Genomic DNA, 24,686 nt, shown 5'->3' with positions numbered 1-24,686 from the left:
TTATGAGAGCCATCAATAAAAATAGTACTTGGATCATATCCCTTTTGATACTTGGGGTTTCTTTCATTGGATGTAAAAAAGATTTTTTGGATACTGATCCAAAAGGGCTTTTGATTGCCGAGAAGACAGCAGATTATGACTTATTATTAAATGCAGAATCTATTCGTGGACAGGCTCTGGCATCGCACATCCTCATGTCAGATGAGCTTGCAGGTTATGCACCCTTGTTTTCCGTATTGGGTACTGGGACCTTCCGGCTATCAGATCAGAAAGCTTTTCGTTGGGAAGATGATATCTACCTTGCAGACGATAACTATTCCGAATTTAACTCGCTCGTTCGGCAATTATATTACTATAATAAGATTATTAACGAGGTACTGGATGCTAAAGAAGGGACGGAAAGTCAAAAAAAGTCTATCCGTTCAGAGGCCTTGGCAGGGCGCGCATATAGCCACTTTATGCTTGTGAATTACTATGGAAAACCCTACAATGAGGCGACAGCAGCTAGTGATCTGGCGGCTCCAATTTATAAAATTGCAGATGTTACCCAGACCGCGTTTACACGAGCAACTGTGAAAGAAATGTATGAGCAGATAGTAGCCGATCTTACAGCGGCTATTCCTGATCTTCCGCAGAAAGCAGGCAGCCGGATCCGGATGTCCCGATCTGCTGGAGAGGCACTTTTGGGAAAGGTATATGTTTATATGGGAAAGTTTGACTTGGCATTACCCTTACTAGATGCTGCCCTAAAAGATTTAGCTGGGGCCAGCATCCCAGTAGGCTTGTACGACTATAATAAAGAGCTTGCAAACGGAGGAGTATTTACACCAGTCAATCCATTTATTGGTCCCGCTCGGGGGATGGATCCTTATGCCGACGAAGAGATTTTATATTTAAAATTTACATCGAACCTATATGTATACCTCGCATCGGGAATTATGCTCAATCCCCAAACGGTGAAGAGCTTTGCAAATACTGACCTACGAAAACAGTTTATGAGCAATTTTACATTTGGTATGACAGCTATGTATCCTCAGGATATGCAACGCGCCTGGGGAAGAGGCGGATTGACCAACTTGGGGGTTAATATTCCTGACATCTATCTGTTGCTGGCGGAATGCAAAGCTCGGCTTGGTGACCTGAATGGTGCCGTAGAAAATCTGATGACCTTAAGGAAAAATCGTATGCCAAGTGACGAAGCTGGAGTTCCCCCAGCAATAACCACTGATAAAATCAAACTAACCCAGTTTATTTTGGAGGAACGTATACGAGAGTTTTTTATGAGTGGCGAGCGATGGTGGGACATGCGTCGGCTCTCTGTCGATCCAGATCATAAGGGTACAGTCGGTGATACCCATCAATTGTACGATAAAGACGGGAAAGTAACGGCGACATACAAACTGAAGCCTGAGCGGTTGGCTTTCAGGTTTCCACTTTACATTTTGCAGTCAAATCCAGCCATGCAGCAGAACCCCTAATACAGCCACTATGTATAGCTGATTTTCAATTGGAAATCATCAAAAAGGTAGAGACTCCAGGATATTCTCATGCGGTTAGGTTTGACTGAGGAAATGATGAATTAAGTAAAAGTGAAATAATAAAATAACAACTAAAATAGATTGAGAACATGAAAAATTATGTAATTGTTTTTATACTGTGTATGTATGCCAGTATGGGATTTGGACAGGGTAAGAAAACACGTGTCCGTGTGGATATTAAGCCCTTGGTAGGAAAGACCATGTGGTTCGGTTTTGAAGATGGAGAGACCGAGGTGAAAACGCTCGCACCGGATGCAGATGGTATCTTTGAGTTTTCTACCACATTGGAAAAACCCATTGACGTTCGATTGGGTATGGACGAACCTGTAAAGGGATCATTAAATCTCTATATCGAACCCGGTGATGATCTTTTGATCAAAACCGACTTTAAAGACGCTACGACTTTTACCGGGAAGGGAAAGGAAAATGCTATCGCCTACAAAGATCTGATGGCCCTTTATATCAAAAACTATTCTAGTATCGATGCCACCAAAGTTTCGTCGGAGGTACTAAATAAGCAGATTGCACAAATGCGCAAAGATAATCTTGCTTTTTTAGAAAGCAATAAATCAAAAGTGAGCAAGGATTTTTTCGATTTCCAGTACCTCAAATTTTATTACGAGGGTTTGGGTTTTGAGATGATCATGCCCTATATGATCAGTCAGGGACTGAAAAAAAAGTTTAAAGAGGTTATACCGGCAGATTATCTGAATATGCTTCAAAAAGTGAAGCTTTCAGATGAGCTACTCGTTTATTATCCCTATAACAGATTTATCAGAGGAAGTTTACCAGGCTACCTGAGATATAAACACATGCTGGAAATTGGAAAAGAAGATAGCCTTGTTGCACAAAAAGAAGAAGAAAAACGTAAGATGGAATATGACCTAATCAAAAAGAATCTCACCGGGAAAATCAGAGAGCTTGCATTATTTTCGGCTGTTAACAATCTATTGTTAAATGCCAAAGATGTTAACGATTATAAATCTTATATTCCTAAGTTTGCTGCAGACGGCGGAAGCGATGCGCATGTGGCAGAGCTTCAGGGGATTTATGATCGTGCGTTAACACTCGCTTCTGGAGCTACACCGCCACCCTTTGAGCTGGACGATATCAATGGTAAAAAAGTGTCCTTAAAAGATTTTGCAGGGAAGGTCGTCTATATAGATTTCTGGGCGAGCTGGTGCTCCCCCTGTAGACAGGAAATGCAAGCTGGTAGCCCTAAACTCCATGCACGATTTGCTGACAACAAAGATGTGGTCTTCTTATACATTAGCATAGATGACAATGAAGCCAAATGGAGAAAAGCAATCGTCGATGATAAGATCGAGGGCGTTCATCTTTTGTCAAAAGGTGGAACCAAAAGTGTTGTTGCCAAGGCATTCAATATTTCCGGTATTCCAAGATATGTAATCATCGGCAGAGATGGTAAAATACTAGATAATGATGCTCCGAGACCCAGCAATGACGAAACATATAATCAGTTAATGAGAGCATTGAATAACAAATAGCCTTGAGCGATTTTATTCTTTGGCACTGGTATTTTGGTAACCTTTCAAAATACCAGTGCTTTTACCATTGATAATACCTCCAATTAACAAAAGTATGTTTGATAAATTTTTTGAAAAATACCCCGTATATCAGCTTCAAGAGAGACCTTCATTTGAGCTCGTTGCAAGCTATACGGCTCGATTACCGGATGAATTGTTGAGCTTTTGGCAAAATTATGGATTTGGGAGCTTCATGAACGGTTATTTAAACGTCGTGAATCCCGGAGAGTACAAAAGTCTATTGAAGCAAGTTTATGCTTCAAAATATGCAGATGCCATTGTCATGTTTACAACGGGCCTATCCGATCTTATTATTTGGGAAAATGGCTATGTGATTGCATTAAATTTTAGGACAGGAAAAAGAGAAGTGATTGATTGGGGCTTTCGGTTTTTCTTTGTGGATATCTGTGAATCGGAGGCTTATGAGTCTTCGTTAAATACCAAGAATTATTTATCTGCAGTGCAAAATTTAGGAAAGCTGTCTTTTGGAGAGTCGTTTGGATGCGTACCATCATTGGGATATCACGATATCAGAAAGGCGGATCAACTCATTAAAGTACAATTCATAGATTACCTGCTTAGCCGAACCAAAATTTTTTCGAAAATAAAATAATGTGTTTTTGTGTTGATTATTAGGTGGTTATCGCTGTGCTCTGAAATGAAAAAAATATTAAAAAATGCTTCAATAGAGCTTATGAACCTAATAATTTTCGGTTAAAGATATTTATACGCAGAAATTTATCGAACTATGTGTAAATAGTTGTAATATATCTTGTTTATGCTCAATATTGTTGTAGAATATTTGGTGCAGTTATAAATCCTTTAGAAAAACACAATTCTCAAATTATGCTTATGAAAAGAGTTATATGGACATTCATAATTCCATTTCTTTTATTTGTTTCCAATAATGTATCGGCACAACAGTCGAGATTCCAGTGGAAGCAGAAAACCGAAGATGGTTACACGTATAAATATGTGACCAACGATCCAGTTCAAACCCGTTTTTATAAACTGAAAAATGGCCTCACCGTTATCCTCAGCCCCAACAAAAAACAACCGCGCATTCAGGCGTACATAGCAACCAAGGCTGGGAGTAAAACTGATCCAAAAGACCATACGGGGTTGGCACATTACCTTGAACACATGCTTTTTAAGGGTACAGACAAGTTTGGTAGTCTCGATTGGTCCAAAGAAAAGCCATTATTAGATCAGATTGACGGGCTGTATGAAAAATATAACCACAGCACTGATGCTGCTGAACGCACGGCGATCTATAAAGAAATCGACCGGGTTTCTGGCGAAGCCTCCAAGTATGCTATTCCTAATGAATACGACAAATTGATGAGCAGCATGGGGTCTAAGGGGACCAATGCCTTTACATCTTTTGAGCAGACAGTCTATGTGGAAGATATACCCAACAATGTAATTGACAAATATTTGGCCGTTCAGGCCGAGCGCTTCAGAAATCCCATTCTGCGTTTGTTTCACACCGAACTTGAGTCCGTGTATGAAGAGAAAAACATCAGCTTGGATAACGACAATAGAAAGTCTACAGAGGCTATTTTTGCAGCTATGTTCCCCAACAACAATTATGGTCAGCAAACCGTTTTGGGATCTGTTGAACATCTTAAAAACCCTTCACTAAAGGCCATCCGTGCGTATTATAATACCTATTACGTTCCTAACAATATGGGCATCATTATGTCCGGAGATTTCAATCCGACAGATGTCATCAAAAGCATTGATAAAGCATTTGCTGGTATGAAATCTAAACCTGTACCGCCGTACAAGTTTGAAAAGGAGCAAGCTATTACCAGTCCCATTACAAAAACTGTTACAGGGCCTGCATCAGAGTATATTCTGATGGGATTTCGATTTCCAGGAGCAGCTGATCCAGACGCACAGCTGCTGAATCTTATGGCCAATGTACTGACCAATGGATCTGCCGGATTGATTGACCTTGATTTGGTTAAATCTCAAAAATTATTGGGTGCGGGCGCATTTCCGTATGTGTTGAAGGATTATTCAATGTTGATCCTTCAGGGTAATCCCGGGACAGGCCAGAGCTTGGAAGATGTTAAGAAATTGTTGTTGGGTGAACTCGACAAATTGAGAAAAGGAGATTTTTCAAATGACCTACTTACTTCGATTGTCAACAATGAAAAGAAAGCACAGATCAAGCTGTATGATAATTACACCAGCACCGCCGAGCAGCTGATGTCGGGTTTTACTTCAGAGCTTGACTGGGCCAAAGAATTAGCTTATACGGATCGCTTAGCTAAAATTACCAAAGAGGATATTGTGCGTTTTGCCAATAAGTATTTATCTGATGTTAATTACGTAGCTGTTTATAAACAAAAAGGGCAGGATACCAATGTCGATAAAGTAGTTAAACCAGCTATTACACCAATTACGGTTAATCGGAATGTAGAGTCAGCCTTTTTAAAGCAGATTAATGCGATGCCGGAGCAAGATATCAAACCGCTATGGATCGATTTTGGGAGAGATATGGCAACAGCTAAACTGAAGGATTTGGATGTTTTGGCCGTTCAGAATAAAAATAATGAGCTGTTCAGCCTAACTTATCATTTTGACTTTGGAAGTTGGGACAACAAGTTATTGGGACTGGCTGTGGGTTATTTGGAGTTTTTGGGTACGAAAGATAAAACCAGCGAAGAGTTTAGCAAAGCATTTTACAAATTGGCATCAGAATTTGGTGTCTCTTCAGGAAATGAGGAAAGCAGTGTTTCAGTTTCTGGATTAAATAGCAATTTTGGAGCATCTATTAGTCTATTGCAAGATCTGATGCACAATTGTGTGGTGGATGAGGCCGCTTTTAAAGCCTATATCGAGCGTGTGAAAAAATCCAGGGCCAATGCAAAAGAAAATAAAGGGGCTATTATGGAAGGCTTAAAAGCCTACGCACGTTATGGTGCCAAAAACCCATTCAATTATACCTATACAGACCAAGAGCTTGATGGCCTGAAAGCGGCAGATCTTGTAACAGTATTGCATAACCTCGCGAACGCGAAACATCGCATCCTATATTATGGTCCACAAGTCGTAACTGATTTAGTGAAAAATCTTAAACCATTAAAGCATAACGATTTGCCGTATTTTACGATTGAGAAAGGCGTGAAATTCGAGGAGAAACCAACAGAAGAAAATAAAGTCTTGTTTGCACAGTATGTTATGAAGCAAGCTGAAGTATTTTGGATCCGCAACTCAGGTTTGTTTGACAAAAATGAAATCCCTACTGTTGCATTTTTTAATGGTTATTTTGGCGGTGGCATGGGAAGTATTGTCTTCCAGACGCTCCGCGAATCAAAAGCGTTGGCATATACTACATATGCATATTATGGACAACCCCAAAAGAAAGAAAACCATGGTATGGTAGGTGCATATATCGGGACACAATCTGACAAGTTTAAGGATGCTGTCAATGGTATGAATGAGCTTTTAAATGAACTTCCTGAATCAAAAGTAGGTTTGGAATCAATCCGCACAAATTTACTGAAATCTTTGGCAAGTGAGCGGATTACGGGGGCGGGTATTCTTTCAAGCTATCTGGCTGCACAGCGTCGGGGACTTACAGAAGATTCTAGAAAAATGGTTTTTGATAAACTTCCTCAACTTACGTTTTCAGACCTTAAAGCTTTTCATGCCAATAATATCGCCCATAAACCTTACATCTATTGTATTGTTGGCGATGAAAAAGACTTAAATGAAGCTACTATCTCAGATTTGGGTAGTATCCAAAAGCTAAGTCTTGATCAGATATTTGGATATTAATCCAATTCAAAAAAAATGTTTCAATGTTTATAGTTTATTGGGGCCACATCTTGTATGATGGCCCTTTTTTACGGTTTAAGGATAATCTTCATTAGCCCATATTGCTTAGTATATCGTTATTTTACTGAGCAATTTTTTTTTTCAAACTTGTAGTTTTAAAAGTTTTATTATTACAAAAAGGAAATTTAATTTCTATAATCTCTCTGTTAACTGTTGTATATAGCTCAGATCAAAAGTTTCTGCATTCTTGGAAAAGCTTTTTTGATTTCTTCCCCCTTGTAGACAGCTAATGACTGCCAGTGAACATTAGTTATATTATAGCTATAAATAGTATACTTAGTAATGAGGGAGTATTGCTTCTTTTGTCTGCCCTAATGAATAATAAAATGCTACCCGAATGATGAATACTCTTACTCGTTGTACGGATACGCTCAAAGCACAAAATTGCTCACATTTGATGGCTATTTTAAAAGTGCTTTTTCAAAAATAGTGGGCAATTCACCTGTACTAACAGGACAACAGCAAGAAAATAAATATAAATACTACTTGTTTGGTAGTCTTTTTTAAATATCTTTTTTATATTTGCTTTGCTGGCAGGTGTAATTTACTAAATATCAACCTTAAACTAACGTAAGAAATGGAGAGAGCAATTGCTTTGCTAGGATTTAGCAGGATCGGAAATAAAATTTCACTCAGACATGTAGGCTGGTTAATTGTAGTACTAAAATTATTCATCACCTGTTATTTTGTTTATTTGCTGGTTCAGGGATTTCGGGATAATGCATTCTCGTTTGATATCAATTTTTTTTGGTTTATTGTTGCAGGATTTGTTGCCCAGCTTATAGATGGAGCGTTGGGAATGGCATATGGAGTAAGCTGTACGAGCTTACTCCTATGGTTTGGTATTCCGGCAAGATTTGCTTCAGCTGCGGTTCACACGTCCGAAATATTTACTACGGGTATATCGGGATTGTCTCATATCCGCTTTGATAATATTGATAAAAAGCTGTTTTTCCAAATTGTCATAACAGGTAGTATCGGTGCGGTTTTAGGGGCGTATTTGCTTTCGGGGGTTTTTGATGGCAATACGATAAAACCCTATATTTCTGTTTATTTGCTCGGATTGGGTGTTTACTTATTATTCAAAGCCCTAAAAAAACAATTGCAAAAAGATAAACCTATTAAAAATGCTTCTTTATTGGCTTTCGCTGGCGGTTTGTTAGATGCGATTGGTGGTGGCGGATGGGGACCAATCGTAACATCAAACTTGCTATCTCAAGGAAAGAGCCCCAGACAGGCGATAGGTACCGTAAATACAGCGGAGTTTTTTGTTACTTATTTCGCTACGTCGGTCTTTATTTTTGTGTTGGGCGTACAGCATCTTGATATTGTTTTGGGTTTAATTATCGGAGGAGTTTTGGCAGCCCCGATCGGAGCATATGTCGCATCCCGTATAAATCAGCGACTACTATTGCTCGTTGTCGGTATACTCGTTATTTTAACCTCAGGATGGGGAATATACCAGTTCTGGTTTTCATAAACACAATATTCAACCTGATGAAATTTTCTGATAACCCTTATCTATTTCAAGACCTGATCAACCGCTATTGTCTCTCATGCCGGATGCGAATGTGTATGTGATCAATAGCATATTTCAATTATAGAAACACCTGGGAGCTATGGCTTCCATTGGCAAAAAAAACAAGTTTTCAATTGGCGTTGGCACTTGTAAGTATTCATTATTAAACTTCATATACCTATGAAAAAGTCTAGGGTACTTCGGTATTCTACGTTATTCCTGTGTTTGTCGCTTGGCTTCGGCCCAACACTACTCCATGCACAGGTAGAAACTAAACCGATCATCAATGCATCGTTGACAGGAAAGGTCCTCGACTCGCAGACAAAACAGCCTATTGAAGGTGCGACGGTACAGTTAGATGCTGTTACACACAGTGTAAAAACCGACCGTGACGGTAATTTTCAGTTCGTTACCGGGCAGAAACTCCCGTTTACACTAATCATTTCCTATGTAGGCTATAAAAGGCAAACCATTGTCGTCAATACATCTCCTACAGTGATTGCGCTCGAACCGAGTTCGGAAGACCTCGATGAAGTAGTCGTGGTTGGTTATGGTACACAACGCAAGAGGGATCTCACGGGAGCAAGTACCAACTTGAATTTTACAAAAGATATCAGCGGGCGTCCATCTTCGGAAATCGGGCAAGCACTTTACGGACAAATTGCTGGCGTACAAGTAACAACAGGAAGTGGCAAGCCAGGAGCTTCTGCAAGCATTCAGGTACGCGGAATCAACTCTGTTTCTGCCGGAAGTTCACCTTTACTTGTTGTAGATGGTATTCCTGTCCCCAACTATGACCTTTCGCTCATCAACAATGCGGATATAGAGTCCATACAGGTCCTTAAGGATGCTGCCTCGGCAGCTATTTATGGTTCCAGGGCTGCCAATGGTGTCATCCTCATTACAACGAAATCTGGAAAATCCGGACGAACACGTTTTGAGGCCAACTACGTCACGGCTCTTCAACAGGTAATCGATAAAGTCGAGGTTATGAATGCCGCTGAATACGCACAGGCTGCTATCGACGCTGCCCAAAATAGCTGGGTAGACAAAGGTGGGGATCCGAATGCTCCGAATACACTTGCTGCCCGGGGAAATTATAAATATACCTGGCCCGAGGCATTAGCACATCCGGAAAGCTTACCAAATACAGATTTTCAAGATGTAATCTTTCGTACGGCCCCACTTAATCGGTTGGATATCAATGCTAGCGGAGGCAATGAGAAAAGCGTTTATCGTCTTTCAGGAGGTGTATTGAAGCGAAAGGGTATCGCTCTTTTTTCGGATTATGAGAAATATGCACTGAGCTTTAATATCAAATCGAAAATTACGGACTGGCTAGAAGTGGGAGGGAATACAAACCTAAACTTCGACCAAGAGCAGGAACCGTACGCTAGAATGTTTGAATGGGCAGTACAGTACCCGAGTATATATCCCGTTTACAGCGAAAATGGCTATTTAGGCGCACCTTTAAACCAGTCCGGTTTTGAAAATTATAATGCCATCCTATTTAGGCCGCAAAACGGACATCCACTGTACCGTAGCACCGATGATATCAGGCGCGAACGCTTTAATGCCATAGGCAATATCTATGGACAGGTTCAGTTAATAAAAGGTCTGGAATTCAAATCGGCTTTCAACTATTATTACAACCGAAACGACGGTAGCAACTATCAAGCAAAGGACCACTTATTAGGACCGTCCTATTATACCGAAGGTGCAATGTCGAGAGATCTATCACGCACAGCGAGCTATACCTTCCAAAATCTCCTAACCTATAACGGACAGTGGGAAGAACATCGATTAAATGCGCTTCTAGGTACAGAATACAATTATTCCAGTTATGGGTATAATTACCTCGAAAGAAGAGGCTACGACAATGACCTTGTAAAAGCGCTGAGCGCAGGCAAGACTGTTTATGCGGCCGACGACAAGCTCACAAAAACTACGTTCATCTCCTATTTTGTCAGGGCAAACTACAGCTATGCAGGCAAGTATCTCCTTTCCGCAAGTATACGTCGAGATGGTTCTTCCCGTTTTGCACCGAACAATAAATGGGGATCTTTTCCCGCTATATCGGCCGGATGGGTTGCTTCACAAGAGGCGTTCCTTCAGGATATAGATCTCATCAGCAACCTGAAATTGCGGGCAAGCTATGGGCTAACAGGAAATGATCGTTTCGACGACTATAAATGGATCGGACAGATCTCTCAAGGCCGCGCAGCCTTGGGAAACAATCTGTTGACAACCTATTATCCATCCAGTATCACCAATCCAAATCTACAGTGGGAGCGGACAAGGCAATATAACATCGGTCTGGATCTGGGCTTATGGAATGAACGCCTGCAACTGACTGTCGATGCATACCAATCCAAATCAGACGGTCTTCTCTTGGAAGTTCCTGTACCCGTAGTGTCTGGGTTCAAAACTGTGTTCAAAAATGTGGGCGCAATTCAGAACAAGGGTTTAGAAGTAACTTTAGCAAGCAATAACATCAAGTCAGGGAGCTTCTCCTGGAGCAGTAACCTCAACTTTTCATTCAATCGAAATAAAATTCTTTCATTAGGAGCGAACGATGCACCGATGATTTTGAGTGGATCTGCGGCCAGTGGTATGCAGAAAATAAATCAGGTCGCTCAGGCCGCGTTCAGCTTCTTCGGGTACCGATATGATGGTGTGTATTTAAATCAGGCTGCAATTGATGCTGATAGATCTGCATATGCCGGTGCGCGGCCAGGTGATGGCCGATACAAAGATATTGATGCTAATGGTGTGCTCAACACAGACGACCGAACGATCATCGGAAATCCAAATCCGGATTTTATCTACGGATTTACCAACCGTTTTACCTACCATAATTTTGATCTTAGTGTGGTGCTCCAAGGTGTGCAGGGAGGAGAAATTATGGACGAGAATGTACATCGCTCGCTGCTGTATCACGAAGGACGTAACTATCTAAAAGTGCTGAATAACAGATGGCGTTCGGAAGAAGATCCGGGTGACGGTTATCATTACCGAATCAAGGTGGATGAACATGGATATGAAAAAACACCCTCAAGTTACTGGCTCTTCAGCGCATCTTATTTCCGTTTAAAAGACCTTACATTCGGCTATTCACTCTCGCCAGAGTTTGCACAGCGGCTCAAACTCTCTTCGTTACGCATATATTTCAACGGTTCAAATCTCTTTACGAAAAAAGATGCTCCAGTATTCGATCCGGAAGGATTCTCCGGCAATGCGGACGATGCAAGTAGAAGAGGGATCAGTGCCAATACCTATCCCTCGGCCAAAATTTATTCAATCGGTTTAAACTTAGTTTTATAGTGATGAGAAAAAACATAAGATCATTTATAATTGGGTCAATAGTGAGTGCTAGCTTCCTATCGGGATGTAATGTGGATAAACTGGATCTTTACCCCGAAACCAATCTTACAGAAGGTAACTTTTATACAAGCGAAGCTGATTTGATTTCTGCTTCAAACGATATTTATCGGCAACTGACGAGGATCTATAATTCCGGAGGTGTTCCAGACCTCTACGGCGAACTTTTTTCCGATAACGTTTATATTAAACAGACCACCGGAGCAAACAGTTTTGGGGAGGATATCAGCGGACATACGATCAAACCTGATAATGGCTATGTCGAAACAGCCTGGAACAATGCTTACAATGCGCTCTACATTATCAACAACGTGCTGGACAAGCTCCAGAACACGACTGTTGTTTTTTCAGACCCCGCCCTTAAGAAGCGGCTGGCATCAGAGGCACTGGTCGTACGCTCCATCATTTATTATTATCTGACCCAGGCGTTTGGAGATGTGCCCTTTCCACTTAAGGTCGTGACACCTGACGAAAGCTATACCTATCTTCGCGAGCATAAGAACGTGATATACCAACAGCTTATAGCAGATTTGCTAAAAGCAAAAAGTGTTCTCCCAAATTCCTATACCGGCAGCAATGCTGGACGGCTGACCTCACATGCGGCTGGAGCACTATTGGCAAAAGTATATCTTGCCGCCGGAAACAGCAATGCGGCAAAAGCACAACTACTTGAAATTATACAAAGTAATCAATTCACATTGGATGCCAATGGCGATGGAAAGATAACGAAGGATGACTACGCCTATCTGTTTAAGTCCGACACGAAAAATTCCAAGGAATCGATTCTGGAAGTGCAATACCTCTCTGGCCAAAATAATGTCAACAGTACACATCAGGCAGACTACGCTCCATGGGACTTTGCTTTTCACCTACCGGGTATTTCAACAACCTTCAGAGGTAACGGGTTAAATACGCCCACCGGTGATCTGATCCGTGAATATGAAAGTAACGACCCGCGTAAAGAGCTATCCTTACAGCTCGGGTTCACTAATTTACAAACAGGAAGTTTCATAGATTACCCTTATACCATTAAGTTTTTTGATGGCACTTTTCTTTACCCCGGTCAAAATGTAGAAGCAATCCGCTACGCGGATATTCTCCTGCTTTATGCCGAACTCACGGGTGAGTCAAGTTACCTAAATCAGGTACGTGCACGTGCAGGACTGGCCGACTATGGAACTTCCGCTTACCCAACGGACAAATATCCAACATTGGCACTGGCAATAGAACATGAGCGGCGCGTGGAATTAGCGTTTGAGTTTCATCGTTTCTTTGATCTTGTCCGCACCGGTAGAGCAGTGGCCGTATTGAGTAGTAATAAAGGAATCCAAATTGCAGCAAACAAACTCCTGTTTCCAATTCCTTTAAGCGCTATCGATGCAAATCCGAATTTAACCCAAAACCCATGACATGATGTTACGAAAGATATTTTTATTGATACATTGTGTGTATCTCAGCACAATAGCATACGGACAACAGTCCGGGCGGCCAAATATTCTATGGATTGTCAGTGAGGATAATAGCCCCTTTATTGGGGCTTATGGGGATTCTTTGGCAACTACGCCAAATATTGATCAGCTTGCCAAGCAGGGCATAATGTTTAACAACGCCTATTGTACTGCTGCCGTATGTGCCCCTTCACGTTCTACTTTAATTACAGGTATGTATCCACCAAGTATAGGAACAGAAAATATGACAAGCGAATATCCCTCCCCCGATTTTGTGCGCTTATTTCCTGCTTATCTAAAGCAGGTAGGCTACTATACGACAAATAATGCAAAAAAGCATTATAACACCGTTGATCAGCCCGAAGTCTGGGACGAATCGAGTAAAAAGGCAACATACAAAAATCGAAAAGAAGGACAACCATTTTTTGCTGTATTTAATATCGAGACATCCCATGAGAGCTCCATATTTGACAACGCTACAAAGGCCGAAATGTATAAGCAATTTGGATTCCCCGTTCCCCCGGAATTGAAAGAAGCTGATGCCCCTCTTCGGCACGATCCTGAACGTATACCTATACCCGCATATTTGCCAAAAACTGAAGAAATGAAGCACGATTGGGCACTTTATTATGACCGGATCGAAGAAATGGACAAACGCGTAGGTGACCTTTTGAGAGAATTGGATGAAGCAGGTCTAGCAGATAATACGATTGTCTTTTACTATGGGGATAATGGTGGCGTGCTCGGCAGAAGTAAGCGCTTTATGTTTGAATCGGGACTACGGATTCCGCTGATCGTTCGTTTTCCTTCCAAGTATGGCGGCTTGAATCCATACGGAAAAGCGGGATCCTCTACGGATCGCTTTGTGGATTTTGCAGACTTTGCACCTACCGTGTTGAATTTAGCAGGTGTATCCCTGCCTGACTATTTCCAGGGAAAACCATTTTTAGGTAGTAAAATTAACGGGGATAAGGATGTCGTATTTGGTTTTCGCGGGCGTATGGATGAGCGCTTCGACCTCGTCCGAACAATACGAAAGGGGCGCTATCGGTATGTTCGTAATTTCTTTCCAAATAAACCTTATGGACAGCATGTACAGTTTCTATGGCTTGCCAAATCTATGCAATCGTGGGAAAGAGAATATCATGCTGGCAAGCTGAATGATATCCAGTCGCGTTTTTTTAGGCCCAAACCAACCGAGGAACTTTATGACGTCGAACAGGATCCCGAAAACATCAGAAATCTGGCCGATGATCCCTCATATTATATAACATTGGATAGCCTTCGACGAAATACACGGGAGTTACTAATCAGATTGAATGATGTAGGTTTTATTCCTGAAGGCGGGGCAGTGGAAATATCAAAAAAAACATCACTATATGACTATGGCCATTCAGAACACTACGACATAAGATCGGTATTGGATGTAGCCTATGCTGCTTCCGACCAAGATCCAAAACAACTTCCATTCTTGTTGAAGTCGGCTAAAAGTGATGATCCCGTAAAAAGATATTGGTCTGCGGTAGGACTGATGATCTTAAAGGAAAAAGATCGGAAAGTGAGTGAAACGCTACGTCAGCTGTCCCTTGACTCGATCGCTTATGTTCGTATTGCTGCAGCGGAAGGGCTTTATCAAAAGAATATTGACAAGATTAATGCCTTAAAAGTCATCGGCAGAGAATTGCGGAACGACAATACGATGCTTCGGTTACAGGCGCTCAACGCATTAGTTCCGGCCAATAGTACTGAACTTAAAGTTTATGAGGATGATTTAAAGGAAATTCTTGCAAAAAAAACATCCGAATATGACGTGAAAGCAGCATACTATTTATTGCAAACAAAATTAGCTTACCAAGGTCCTTTATCGATCTCGGTAAAATGGTAGACAAGAAAAGCATTATGAGAAAGACATTTTTGTGTACGTTGACAGTATTCATTTGTACCATCTATTTTGGAAATTTAAAGGCACAAACGTTGGATCGACCCAATATCATCTTGGTAATCGCAGACGATGTCAGTTGGGATGATATCGGCGCGTATGGAGACCGTAGTATCCGTACCCCGAATATCGATCGATTGGCAAAGGAGGGGCGTCGTTTTGATAACGTATTTTTGACGACGAGTTCATGCAGTCCCAGCAGGATCAGCATATTGACAGGGCGTTATCCACACAATACAGGCGCGGCGGAGTTACACACCGAAGTGGGGGCGGAGCAACCACTTTTTCCGTTATTTTTAAAAAAGGCAGGTTATTATACGGCCTTGGCCGGAAAATGGCATGAAGGGTCACATAGCGCCCTCGCTTATGATACATTGTTGGTGGACAAAGCGGCAAATGGCGAAGGTGGAGAGAGGCAATGGGTAAGTTTATTAAACAGTACACCAAAGGAAAAGCCCTTCTTCCTTTGGCTTGCGTCTTATGATGCACACCGCGAATGGTCCGCCGATAGCACATTTCGTTACAGCTATAAACCAAATGAGGTGAAGGTACCGAAAACCCTGGTAGACGACAGCATTACACGCAGGGATCTTGCATCCTATTCCAATGAAATTACACGCCTTGATGATTACATCGGGGATCTGTTGCGGCATCTGGAAGAGTCCTCGAGACTGGATAATACGATCATTATCTTTATGGCGGACAACGGGCGTCCTTTCCCCGGGAGTAAGACTCGTTTGACTGACCGTGGTATCAAGACCCCCTTTATCGTACACTGGCCACGAGGAATAAAACAGCATAGGCCGATTACAGCGCTGATTAGTAGTATTGATCTCAGTGCCACCATTCTGGATCTGGCCCATATTCCTGTTCCAGAGGCTATACAAGGCAAGAGTTTCAGTACCCTATTAAAAGATGATGCAACAGATCAATTTAGAGAATATATCTTTTCCGAGCACAATTGGCATGATTACGAAGCCTACGAACGTGCGGTGCGGACAACGGAGTACCTGTATATTGTTAATGAAAGGCCTCAGTATAATAATGACGGGCCCATCGATGCTAATCAGAGTCCGTCTGCACATTCCCTAAAAGCAAAATTGCTGACTGGTGGGCTTAGTAAGCTACAGCAAGAGCCTTATATAAGCCCTCGGCCGAGGGAGGAATTTTATGATCTTAAACGCGATCCCGAACAAGTTCAAAATAAAATTGATGATCCTTTGTACCACAATAAGTTGGCGCATTTCCGTAAGGTCTTAAAAAAATGGCAGGACGATACGGGAGACACATTACCCACTGTCCTGACGAATGACTGGTATGACCGAGGAGATGGACAACCACTGAGAGATAAGGGCAAGCGGGGCGAAATGCCGGGAAGGGCGACGGATGCACGCAATACCAAAAACAAGGGGCCTTTCCTGAAAATTTCAGATTAGGTTTCTATACGATAAAAAAAAGTTATAAAATATAAATAAATGGAAAAATTCTATAGCACATTATTTGCCAGACAGCAGGCTGCGCATGATATGCCCAGCAACGTTCGTATCTGGGAATGGGCAAGAGATGTATTTCGGCTAATGTTTCCAGAACGTAATTCGAAAAAGCTGCTTACCGTAGAAGCCGTTAAAGCAACTTTTACAATTTTGGAAAATGAGCTATATGATCTTTTGCTGAATAGCAAAGACTGTATAGGCTGTGATCATCGTGGAATTGTCCAACGTTTCTTTGAAAACCTCCCACAGATCTATCATCTCATGCTTGAAGATGCTCAGGCTATGCTCGATGGCGATCCCGCTGCCAACAATCTCAGTGAGGTCATACGCACGTATCCAGGTTTTCTTGCAATCTGCATGTACCGCATGGCACATCAGCTCTGGTTAGATCGAGTCCCCTTATTCCCCCGTATTTTGACCGAGTATGCCCATGAACGTACAGGTATAGATATCCATCCGGGGGCGACCATTGGGCGCCACTTTCATATCGATCATGGAACCGGCTTGGTTATAGGCGAAACAGCGGTTATCGGCGATCACGTCAAGCTATATCAAGGAGTCACATTAGGAGCACTTAGCGTTGACAAGGTTTTGGCCGGTCAACGAAGACATCCGATTATTGAAGATCATGTGATCATTTATGCGGGAGCAACAATACTGGGTGGGAATACACGTATAGGACATCATTCTGTGATCGGAGGAAACGTCTGGATAACAAGCAGCGTACCCCCAGACACAACTGTTTTCCATAAACCACAGATCCAATTCATCCATTCAAAAGTTGACCGATGAAACTTTTTTTGTAAATCTATTAGAGGGTATCAGCTATATGGGTTTGCAAGGATATGGTATGGAATCATGTTATTTATATAATAAAAAAAGGTTTTCAAACGGGGAGAGTGAAAACCTTCAATAACCAATTATAAACCTAAAATATTATGATATTTAAAGATAATTATAAAGAATCACAAATTCAAAAAAAAAACTACTTATTTTGTAGTCTTTTTTTTGTGACCCGTTTTTTGTTCAGTCCGTATCTGTAATGTCAATAACAATGATTTCATATTTTCTCTTGGCAAAAAGTAAAAATGAGTAATCCCAAGCTATATCATAAAACCATTGTGCCGTTTCAATTACAAACTCGTAAGAGTTAAATTTTTCAAATCTGTTTTCAAATTCATCTTTAATAAAATCTGAAGCAATTGTCCAAGCTTCTTTTTGATCAATATTTTTATAGGAGCCAACAAGTCCCATGATTCTTGAAAGCCGTCCAGTTACGGACTATAATCATTATTTCAAAATTAAGATTTTTTATTGTTCTTAACTTCATATGCCAACTAAGTTAGCAACGCCCAATATAGAATTTCCTTATTCGCTATCTTGCCTTAAGAGAGTTTGGTTTCAATAAGGTCAATAATTTTTTGATGTGCTATCTTTATATTTATCTTGTAATCTTCTTTATTATTTGCCTCTCCATCAATATTTATTACATGAATGTCAGCGATTCCAATTACATTGAAGACCTTTTTTAAATAATTAGTTTGAAAATCTATATGTTCATTGCAACCACCTTTTTCATAACCCTGTGACCCTCTTGTCAGTAACAAAACAACTGCTTTATTTTCTAATAATCCTATATAAGGATTTTGAATATTATCAGGATTATATCTCCAAGTTTCATTAACACGTACTACCTGATCGATATAGGCTTTTAAACAACTTGGTATTGACCAATTATACATTGGTGATGCAATAACTATGATATCCGCATCTTTTAATTCTTTAATATATTCATCACTTATTTCTAAAGAATTAAAATCGTCCAGTGTTCTATTTTCTAAAGGTTTGAATGCTGCCCTTATCCATTCCTCTGTTATATGAGGTATAATTTTATTTCCCAATTCCCGAAGCTGAATTTTAGAATTTATGTGATTTTTTTTCCAGTGATTTATAAAGGTTTCTGCCAACTTTCTACTTTGAGAACCTGTAGTTCTTGCACTTGAATTGATAACTAGGACGTTGTTTAGTTCCTTATTTTGTGAATTCATTTTTTCTTTTTTTGACAAAATTAGCGTGAAATTGGCTTATATTTGTACTCCAATAGATATAAAACATACAGCCCAGATGTTACCGTATAAATCCTTAATTCAAATTGACAGAACATCTACTATACCTCTATATATTCAGGTGTGTAATTATTTTATTTCATTCATTACTAAAGGTACTTTACAACCATCTCAAATGTTACCTAGTACCCGCATCCTTGCTCTATTAATTGGAGTCGATCGTAATACGATAAAATTAGCATATGAAGAACTAATTAGTCAAGGTTGGACGGAATCTATAGAACGAAAAGGCGTATATGTCTTATCCAGTCTTCCTATTCTTACTCAGAAGAATAATCCTGATATAAAAAATCTAGTGGAAAAACAGGATGCGTTTATATGGACAAATAAGTTTAGTAATGCAGTCCATAGTAAAAATTTGCAAAAAACTCAATTAGCAATAGATGACGGTTTTCCTGATGTTAGGCTTGCTCCAATAGATGAACTAATGCGTGAGTACAGAAGCATATCGAGAAAATTCTATGGCCGTAACTTCTTAAAGTATGGCGATGCGAAGGGTTCAGAAAATCTACGAGAAGCATTATGTAAATATCTTTCAACTACCAGAGGACTACATGTTGAAATTGATGATATGTTGATTACTAAAGGTAGCCAAATGGGAATTTATTTATCAGCTCAGTTACTTCTTGAACCTGGAGATATTATTGCATTAGGAGTGTCAAACTACACTACTGCTGATGATATTTTTAAACAAACCGGAGCCAAATTATTAAGAATTCCAATAGATGATTATGGAATGGATGCCGATTATCTTGAACAGATTCTTAAAAAAAAGAAGATAAAAGCTGTATATCTGATTCCTCATCATCACTGTCCCACAACAGTTACGCTGAGTATGGAACGTAGATTGAAATTTCTGAAGCTTGCCAAGGAGCATAAATTTGCAATTATTGAAGATGATTATGACTTTGATTTTCATTATGCCAACAGACCATTTTTGCCCTTAGCAAGTATAGATCATAATGAAAATGTAATTTATCTAGGATCGGTCACTAAAACTTTTGCTCCTGCACTTAGAATTGGGTTTATGATGGGACCTTCTAATTTTATTCACTCAGCCACTGCCTTGAGAGAACTTATAGACAGACAGGGAGACACTACCTTGGAAGAAGCTTTTGCTTCGTTATTCAATCAAGGAGAAATGAATCGATATTACAGAAAAGCTCTGAAAATTTATAAGCAACGTAGAGACATGTTTTGTGAATTATTAAAGGTTAATTTTCCCGATGAAATGGTATTTAAGGTTCCAGAGGGAGGATTGGCTGTATGGTCTGTCTTCGATACTAATATTGATTTGATAAAATTATCAGATAATGCGTTAAAGAAAGGACTTTACATTGATAACGGTTTGTTTTATAAAAATGAATTATTTTCTACCAACGGACTTAGAATGGGATTTGCCTCATTAGATGAAAGAGAAATGTCAGAAGCAATCTCCATCTTAAAAAAAGTTATACCGTAATTTGCCTTGGGCTGTCTATTATTACTAATCTGGTATGTTTAAATCTTCCAAATGTGTTTTAATTTTATCGGAAAATAATGGAACATGGAAAACATATTTGAAATCCAATCAATTGAATCTGATTTAGAAATTGAAAAATGCTTTGATATAGCCCTAGTACTAAGACCTCATTTAAAAAAAGAAATTTGGGTTAGTACCATCCGTGAAATGGTTGCTAATGAAAAATATAACCTCAAAGGAATTTATGATAAGGAAAACATTATTTCATTTGTAGGATATCGCATTATGACTACATTACACAGTGGTAATATTATTTATATTGACGATTTGTGTACTTTAGAAAGTTATAGAGGCAGGGGATTTGGTGGCAAATTATTATCCAATGTCAGAGCTATAGCAGAATTTAAAAAGTTGGACGCGGTTGTTCTGGATACAGGTTTTGATAACCATACTGCACAAAAATTATATTTTGAGAATGGCTTTGAACTCTCTGCTGTTCATTTACATGCTTATTTAAAATGATGCATTTTTCGCATTGAAAATTGTGTTTTAAAAGGTTTAAAGGAATTATATAAATTTAAAATGAAAAAAATGAAAAAACGTATTGATTTATCTAGTGTAGCTTCCAATGCCTATAAAAGAATTATAGCATTGGATAGTGCTGTTCAAAATTCAGAATTAAACAAAATTCATCTGGAACTTATAAAAATTAGAGCTTCTCAAATAAATGGATGTGCTTATTGTCTTAATTTACATACTCGCGATGCGATTAATCAAGGAGAAAGCGCCCAACGAATTTTTCTGTTAAATGCCTGGCGAGAAACTGATTTATTTTCAGAAGAAGAACGTACTGTTTTAGCAATGACAGAAGAAATTACTTTGATTAGTAATAATGGATTATCTGACGAAACTTATGAGATGGCAGCTAAGTTGTTTGACGAAGAATATGTTGGCCTGATTATAATGGCAATTATTACAATTAATGCATGGAATAGAGTAGCAATTAGTACTCATAAACCTTTAGATTAGTCTTTTTCCTTTTAAATGAGCAATAATTACTAACACTTGCTCGCAAGGGCGGGTAAGTAGTTTTTATTTGAACATTGGTTATGTATTTGGGGTATTTAAGCAAATCCAAAGATAGCTTAATTTAACTCCTATTTTTGAGAATAGCGTATTCTGTATGATAGATTTTAAAGTAAAGTATCACGAAGGTACAGGAAATCTTAAGATAGATAGACCTGTGAAAAATGATTATTACACTGTTTTAATTTGTTATACGGGTTCAACATCGATCGTAGTCGGTTTTCACAAATTCGAATTAAGTCCAAATGTAATAACTATTATTCCTCCAGATGTCATATTTTCTATTAGTAATGTCTCTAATGATTTAGATTTAAGACAGATCTTATTTGTAAAAACCTTCTTGCAAAAGATGTTTTTAAAGGAGGGCATAATTGATGAATTGTTATTACTCAATGCCAACTATCCTCCCTTATATAAATTAAACGAAAGATTTCAAATAGTAGCGGATAGATTTATAGCGGTAAAAAGAGAACTCGAGTTGCAATCTGCCTATCATTTAGACATTACTCGATTAATCTTGATGGAAATTTTATATGAATATAATCGTGCTTGCGAATATTGTCTATTAGGTTTTGAAAAGAATATGAATAGAAATTATCAACTTACCTATGAATTTAAAAGACTAGTTGATCAATATTTTTCAAAATGGAAGACTATCGGGCAATATGCATCAAAGCTTAATATATCAGCAAAACACTTAACAGAAGTAGTTAAAGAAGAGACAGGGCATACTGCATTACAGATTATCCATGAAAGATTGCTATTAGAGAGTCAATATTTGCTGAAGCACACTACAATTTCAGTAAAAGAATGTGCTAGTTCCCTAGGCTTTGAAACAGCATCGTACTTTTCACGATTTTTTAAAAGTCATATGACAATTTCTCCCAATGACTATAGAAAAAAAATGTAAGAAAATTATTTCTACAATTTAGATCATAAATTGGATAACAAATCCGTAAAAATTAAACTTAATTCCGAAAATCGGATATTGTTAATGGCTTCTATCTTTTTGAGCTTTGTAAAGTAATTTTAATACTTTATCAATGAGTAAAATAGATATAGCAGTAAATAATAAAGAAGGAGCATCTTGGTCAGACCTTTTCTCAAAAGGGAATTCCCTAAAGGCAATTATACTAGCTTTAGGAGTAATGTTACATGCGACCAATGTGTATCTGGCAACAACGATAATGCCTTCAATTATAAAAGAGATTGGAGGAATGGAGTATTACGCTTGGAATACCACCATATTTGTTGTTGCATCAGTAATAGGTTCTGTAATTTCCGCAAATCAAATGGTTAGATCGGGACCAAGAAAAGCATATCAAATAGGAATTTTACTTTTTAGTATAGGAACATTAATTTGTACCCTAGCACCAACGATGCCCCTTTTATTAATTGGTCGCTTTATTCAAGGATATGGAGGAGGATTGCTTTTTGCATTATCCTATGCTATGATTAGATTAGTTTTTACAGAAAATTTATGGTCTAGAGCTATGGCTTTAGTTTCAGGAATGTGGGGTGTAGCTGCTTTTTCAGGCCCCTTCCTTGGAGGTATATTTGCAGAGCATGGACATTGGAGATGGTCATTTGGAGTGTTGCTATTATTTTGCGTTTTCATTCTAATAACCGCTTCAATAATATTGCCAAAGGAAAGAAATGATCACACAATAACACCGATACCCTATTTAAAACTCTCGCTACTTAGTTTGGCTGTATTATCCGTATCTATTGGTAGTGTACAAAAAAACATATCAGAAAATGTAATGGGAGTTGTCATTGCATTGTTGTTTTTAATATTACTCGGACTAGCAGAAAAAAAGAAAACGATACGATTACTTCCTACTGGTGCATATAAAATTTCATCTGCTCTTGGCGCCACATATGCTGTTATGGCATTACTAACAATAGCTACTTCTGTCGAAATCTACGTTCCTTACTTTGCACAAGTACTCTACAAATTTACCCCATTAAAAGCAGGATATCTCACCGTTTTAATAGCGATTGGATGGACATTATCATCTATACTGTTTTCTGGTTATAAAGGACATTCGGCAAAAAAAATCGTAATTTCCGGAGCCTTTTTAATGTTTATTGGTTTAACCGGCTTGAGTTATATCGCCATTACAAACACTTTATCTCCAGATTGGAATCTAGTTCTAAATTGTATATGTCTTTTAGCGATTGGAGCAGGAATAGGAATGGGATGGCCTCATTTATTAACCAAAGTGTTTTCTTTAGCACCAGCAGGGGAGGAAGACTTAACTTCTTCTTCTGTAACCACTGTACAACTTATTGCGACTTCCTTTGGTGCTGCTTTAGCAGGTTTAGTCACAAATGTAGGCGGCATAACAGACGCTAATACAATAATCGGAGTAACTAACGCATCCATATATTTATACAGCAGTTTTGCAACGGCTCCATTAGTAGTAATTATGATTCTCATTTTAATCTCTCAAGTAGGTAATTTTAAAACAAATTGATAACTATCAGCAGACAAACATACCTGGGGTTTTTGCTTGTGGTGATAACTCCGCTTTTCGTTCTATTGCAACAGCTGTTTCAGCAGGTTCTCAGGCCGGTTCTTCGATTAATAGGGCTCTATCAGCCGAAATTTTTAATAATAAATAAAACAGATGAATACATTTTTTGAACTGATTATTTTTTCAATAATCATTGGTATTGGAGCAACCCTAATTATGGATATTTATGCCTTATTCCTGCGGTACATCTTCAACATCTTTTCCCTCGATATGGGCATCGTAGGCAGATGGATTGGCCATTTTAAGCATGGTGTATTTGTTCATCAAAATATTATACAAGCAGAGAAAATTAAAGGAGAGCGGATAATTGGATGGGTCGCTCACTATTTGATCGGGATTTCTTTTGCTTTCTTACTTTTACTGATTTGTGGTGTAAAATGGGCATATAATCCGACGTTTCTACCAGCCTTAGCTATTGGAATTTTAACGACAATCGCTCCGTGGTTCATGATGCAGCCTGCTTTCGGTTTTGGCATTGCCGCTTCCAAAACGCCTAATCCTTTAGTAGCAAGACTTAAAAGTTTGCAAGCTCATACAGTTTATGGAATTGGATTGTATCTGACCGCATTATTTCTAAGCATTATAGTTTCATAATGGAGATTCCGGTATCCATCCATATACATAAAATTGAAAAATGTCCGCTTTAAAACTTATGGAACATAATTTGGCGAGCGGAAATTGTCGACTGTCATCCCTGATGGCTATGCTGATCTTTGGAAAAAAGTGATTGCAGAAGACAAGGTTGAAGGGGTTCA

18 protein-coding genes are annotated in these 24,686 nt (G+C 39.2%); 16 read left to right on the top strand and 2 right to left on the bottom strand.

Annotation, left to right across the window (positions count from 1 at the left end):
• Nucleotides 1-2: 2 nt before the first annotated feature.
• The 10 genes from M2408_RS14795 to epsC all read left to right on the top strand — a co-directional run bounded on the left by M2408_RS14795 (nt 3) and on the right by epsC (nt 17,509).
• On the top strand, nt 3-1,478 hold the full coding sequence (locus M2408_RS14795; RefSeq protein ID WP_259183094.1) for a RagB/SusD family nutrient uptake outer membrane protein: 1,476 nt from the start codon (nt 3-5) through the stop codon (nt 1,476-1,478).
• Between the two features lie 149 nt (nt 1,479-1,627).
• Nucleotides 1,628-3,046 (top strand): TlpA disulfide reductase family protein, encoded by a 1,419-nt coding sequence (locus M2408_RS14790; protein ID WP_259183093.1) that lies wholly within the window; start codon nt 1,628-1,630, stop codon nt 3,044-3,046.
• Nucleotides 3,047-3,140: 94 nt separating this feature from the next.
• Nucleotides 3,141-3,698 (top strand): GAD-like domain-containing protein, encoded by a 558-nt coding sequence (locus M2408_RS14785; protein ID WP_259183092.1) that lies wholly within the window; start codon nt 3,141-3,143, stop codon nt 3,696-3,698.
• A 239-nt stretch (nt 3,699-3,937) separates the two neighbouring features.
• On the top strand, nt 3,938-6,877 hold the full coding sequence (locus M2408_RS14780) for a pitrilysin family protein (RefSeq protein ID WP_259183091.1): 2,940 nt from the start codon (nt 3,938-3,940) through the stop codon (nt 6,875-6,877).
• Nucleotides 6,878-7,514: 637 nt separating this feature from the next.
• Nucleotides 7,515-8,417 (top strand): sulfite exporter TauE/SafE family protein, encoded by a 903-nt coding sequence (locus M2408_RS14775; protein ID WP_259183089.1) that lies wholly within the window; start codon nt 7,515-7,517, stop codon nt 8,415-8,417.
• Between the two features lie 219 nt (nt 8,418-8,636).
• Entirely contained in the window at nt 8,637-11,780 is a 3,144-nt protein-coding gene (locus M2408_RS14770; protein WP_259183086.1) for a TonB-dependent receptor, read from the top strand.
• Between the two features lie 2 nt (nt 11,781-11,782).
• Nucleotides 11,783-13,246 carry a RagB/SusD family nutrient uptake outer membrane protein gene (locus M2408_RS14765; protein WP_259183083.1) on the top strand — a complete coding sequence of 488 codons (1,464 nt, stop codon included), beginning with the start codon at nt 11,783-11,785 and terminating at the stop codon, nt 13,244-13,246.
• Nucleotide 13,247: 1 nt separating this feature from the next.
• Nucleotides 13,248-15,170: a sulfatase-like hydrolase/transferase gene (locus M2408_RS14760; protein ID WP_259183080.1), complete on the top strand. Its 1,923-nt coding sequence runs from the start codon at nt 13,248-13,250 to the stop codon at nt 15,168-15,170.
• Nucleotides 15,171-15,184: 14 nt separating this feature from the next.
• On the top strand, nt 15,185-16,660 hold the full coding sequence (locus M2408_RS14755; RefSeq protein ID WP_259183079.1) for a sulfatase: 1,476 nt from the start codon (nt 15,185-15,187) through the stop codon (nt 16,658-16,660).
• 39 nt (nt 16,661-16,699) lie between these two features.
• Nucleotides 16,700-17,509, top strand: coding sequence for a serine O-acetyltransferase EpsC (gene epsC / locus M2408_RS14750; RefSeq protein WP_259183077.1), 810 nt, complete (start codon nt 16,700-16,702; stop codon nt 17,507-17,509).
• Between the two features lie 234 nt (nt 17,510-17,743).
• Here epsC and M2408_RS14745 read toward each other — a convergent pair whose 3' ends face one another.
• A complete protein-coding gene (locus tag M2408_RS14745; protein ID WP_259183075.1) occupies nt 17,744-17,971 on the bottom strand; it encodes a hypothetical protein in 228 nt (75 codons plus the stop codon).
• 131 nt (nt 17,972-18,102) lie between these two features.
• Entirely contained in the window at nt 18,103-18,765 is a 663-nt protein-coding gene (locus M2408_RS14740) for an FMN-dependent NADH-azoreductase (protein ID WP_259183073.1), read from the bottom strand.
• 76 nt (nt 18,766-18,841) lie between these two features.
• On the opposite strand from M2408_RS14740, the gene M2408_RS14735 reads away from it, so the two are divergent.
• From M2408_RS14735 to M2408_RS14710, 6 genes are all read left to right on the top strand, one after another.
• On the top strand, nt 18,842-20,305 hold the full coding sequence (locus tag M2408_RS14735; RefSeq protein WP_259183072.1) for a PLP-dependent aminotransferase family protein: 1,464 nt from the start codon (nt 18,842-18,844) through the stop codon (nt 20,303-20,305).
• A gap of 84 nt (nt 20,306-20,389) precedes the next feature.
• Nucleotides 20,390-20,827: an N-acetyltransferase gene (locus M2408_RS14730; protein WP_259183071.1), complete on the top strand. Its 438-nt coding sequence runs from the start codon at nt 20,390-20,392 to the stop codon at nt 20,825-20,827.
• A gap of 69 nt (nt 20,828-20,896) precedes the next feature.
• Nucleotides 20,897-21,334, top strand: a complete 438-nt coding sequence (locus M2408_RS14725) for a carboxymuconolactone decarboxylase family protein (RefSeq protein WP_259183069.1) — start codon at nt 20,897-20,899, stop codon at nt 21,332-21,334.
• A 154-nt stretch (nt 21,335-21,488) separates the two neighbouring features.
• A complete protein-coding gene (locus M2408_RS14720; RefSeq protein WP_259183067.1) occupies nt 21,489-22,301 on the top strand; it encodes an AraC family transcriptional regulator in 813 nt (270 codons plus the stop codon).
• Nucleotides 22,302-22,434: 133 nt separating this feature from the next.
• Nucleotides 22,435-23,871 (top strand): MFS transporter, encoded by a 1,437-nt coding sequence (locus M2408_RS14715; protein WP_259183065.1) that lies wholly within the window; start codon nt 22,435-22,437, stop codon nt 23,869-23,871.
• Between the two features lie 153 nt (nt 23,872-24,024).
• Nucleotides 24,025-24,525 carry a DUF2938 domain-containing protein gene (locus M2408_RS14710; RefSeq protein ID WP_259183063.1) on the top strand — a complete coding sequence of 167 codons (501 nt, stop codon included), beginning with the start codon at nt 24,025-24,027 and terminating at the stop codon, nt 24,523-24,525.
• The last annotated feature ends 161 nt before the right edge of the window (nt 24,526-24,686 follow it).

The organism is Sphingobacterium sp. BIGb0165 (assembly GCF_024810095.1).
Lineage (GTDB): Bacteria > Bacteroidota > Bacteroidia > Sphingobacteriales > Sphingobacteriaceae > Sphingobacterium > Sphingobacterium detergens.
The sequence above is the reverse complement of the archived record's forward strand: the minus strand, read 5'-3'. Positions and strand labels throughout refer to the sequence as shown.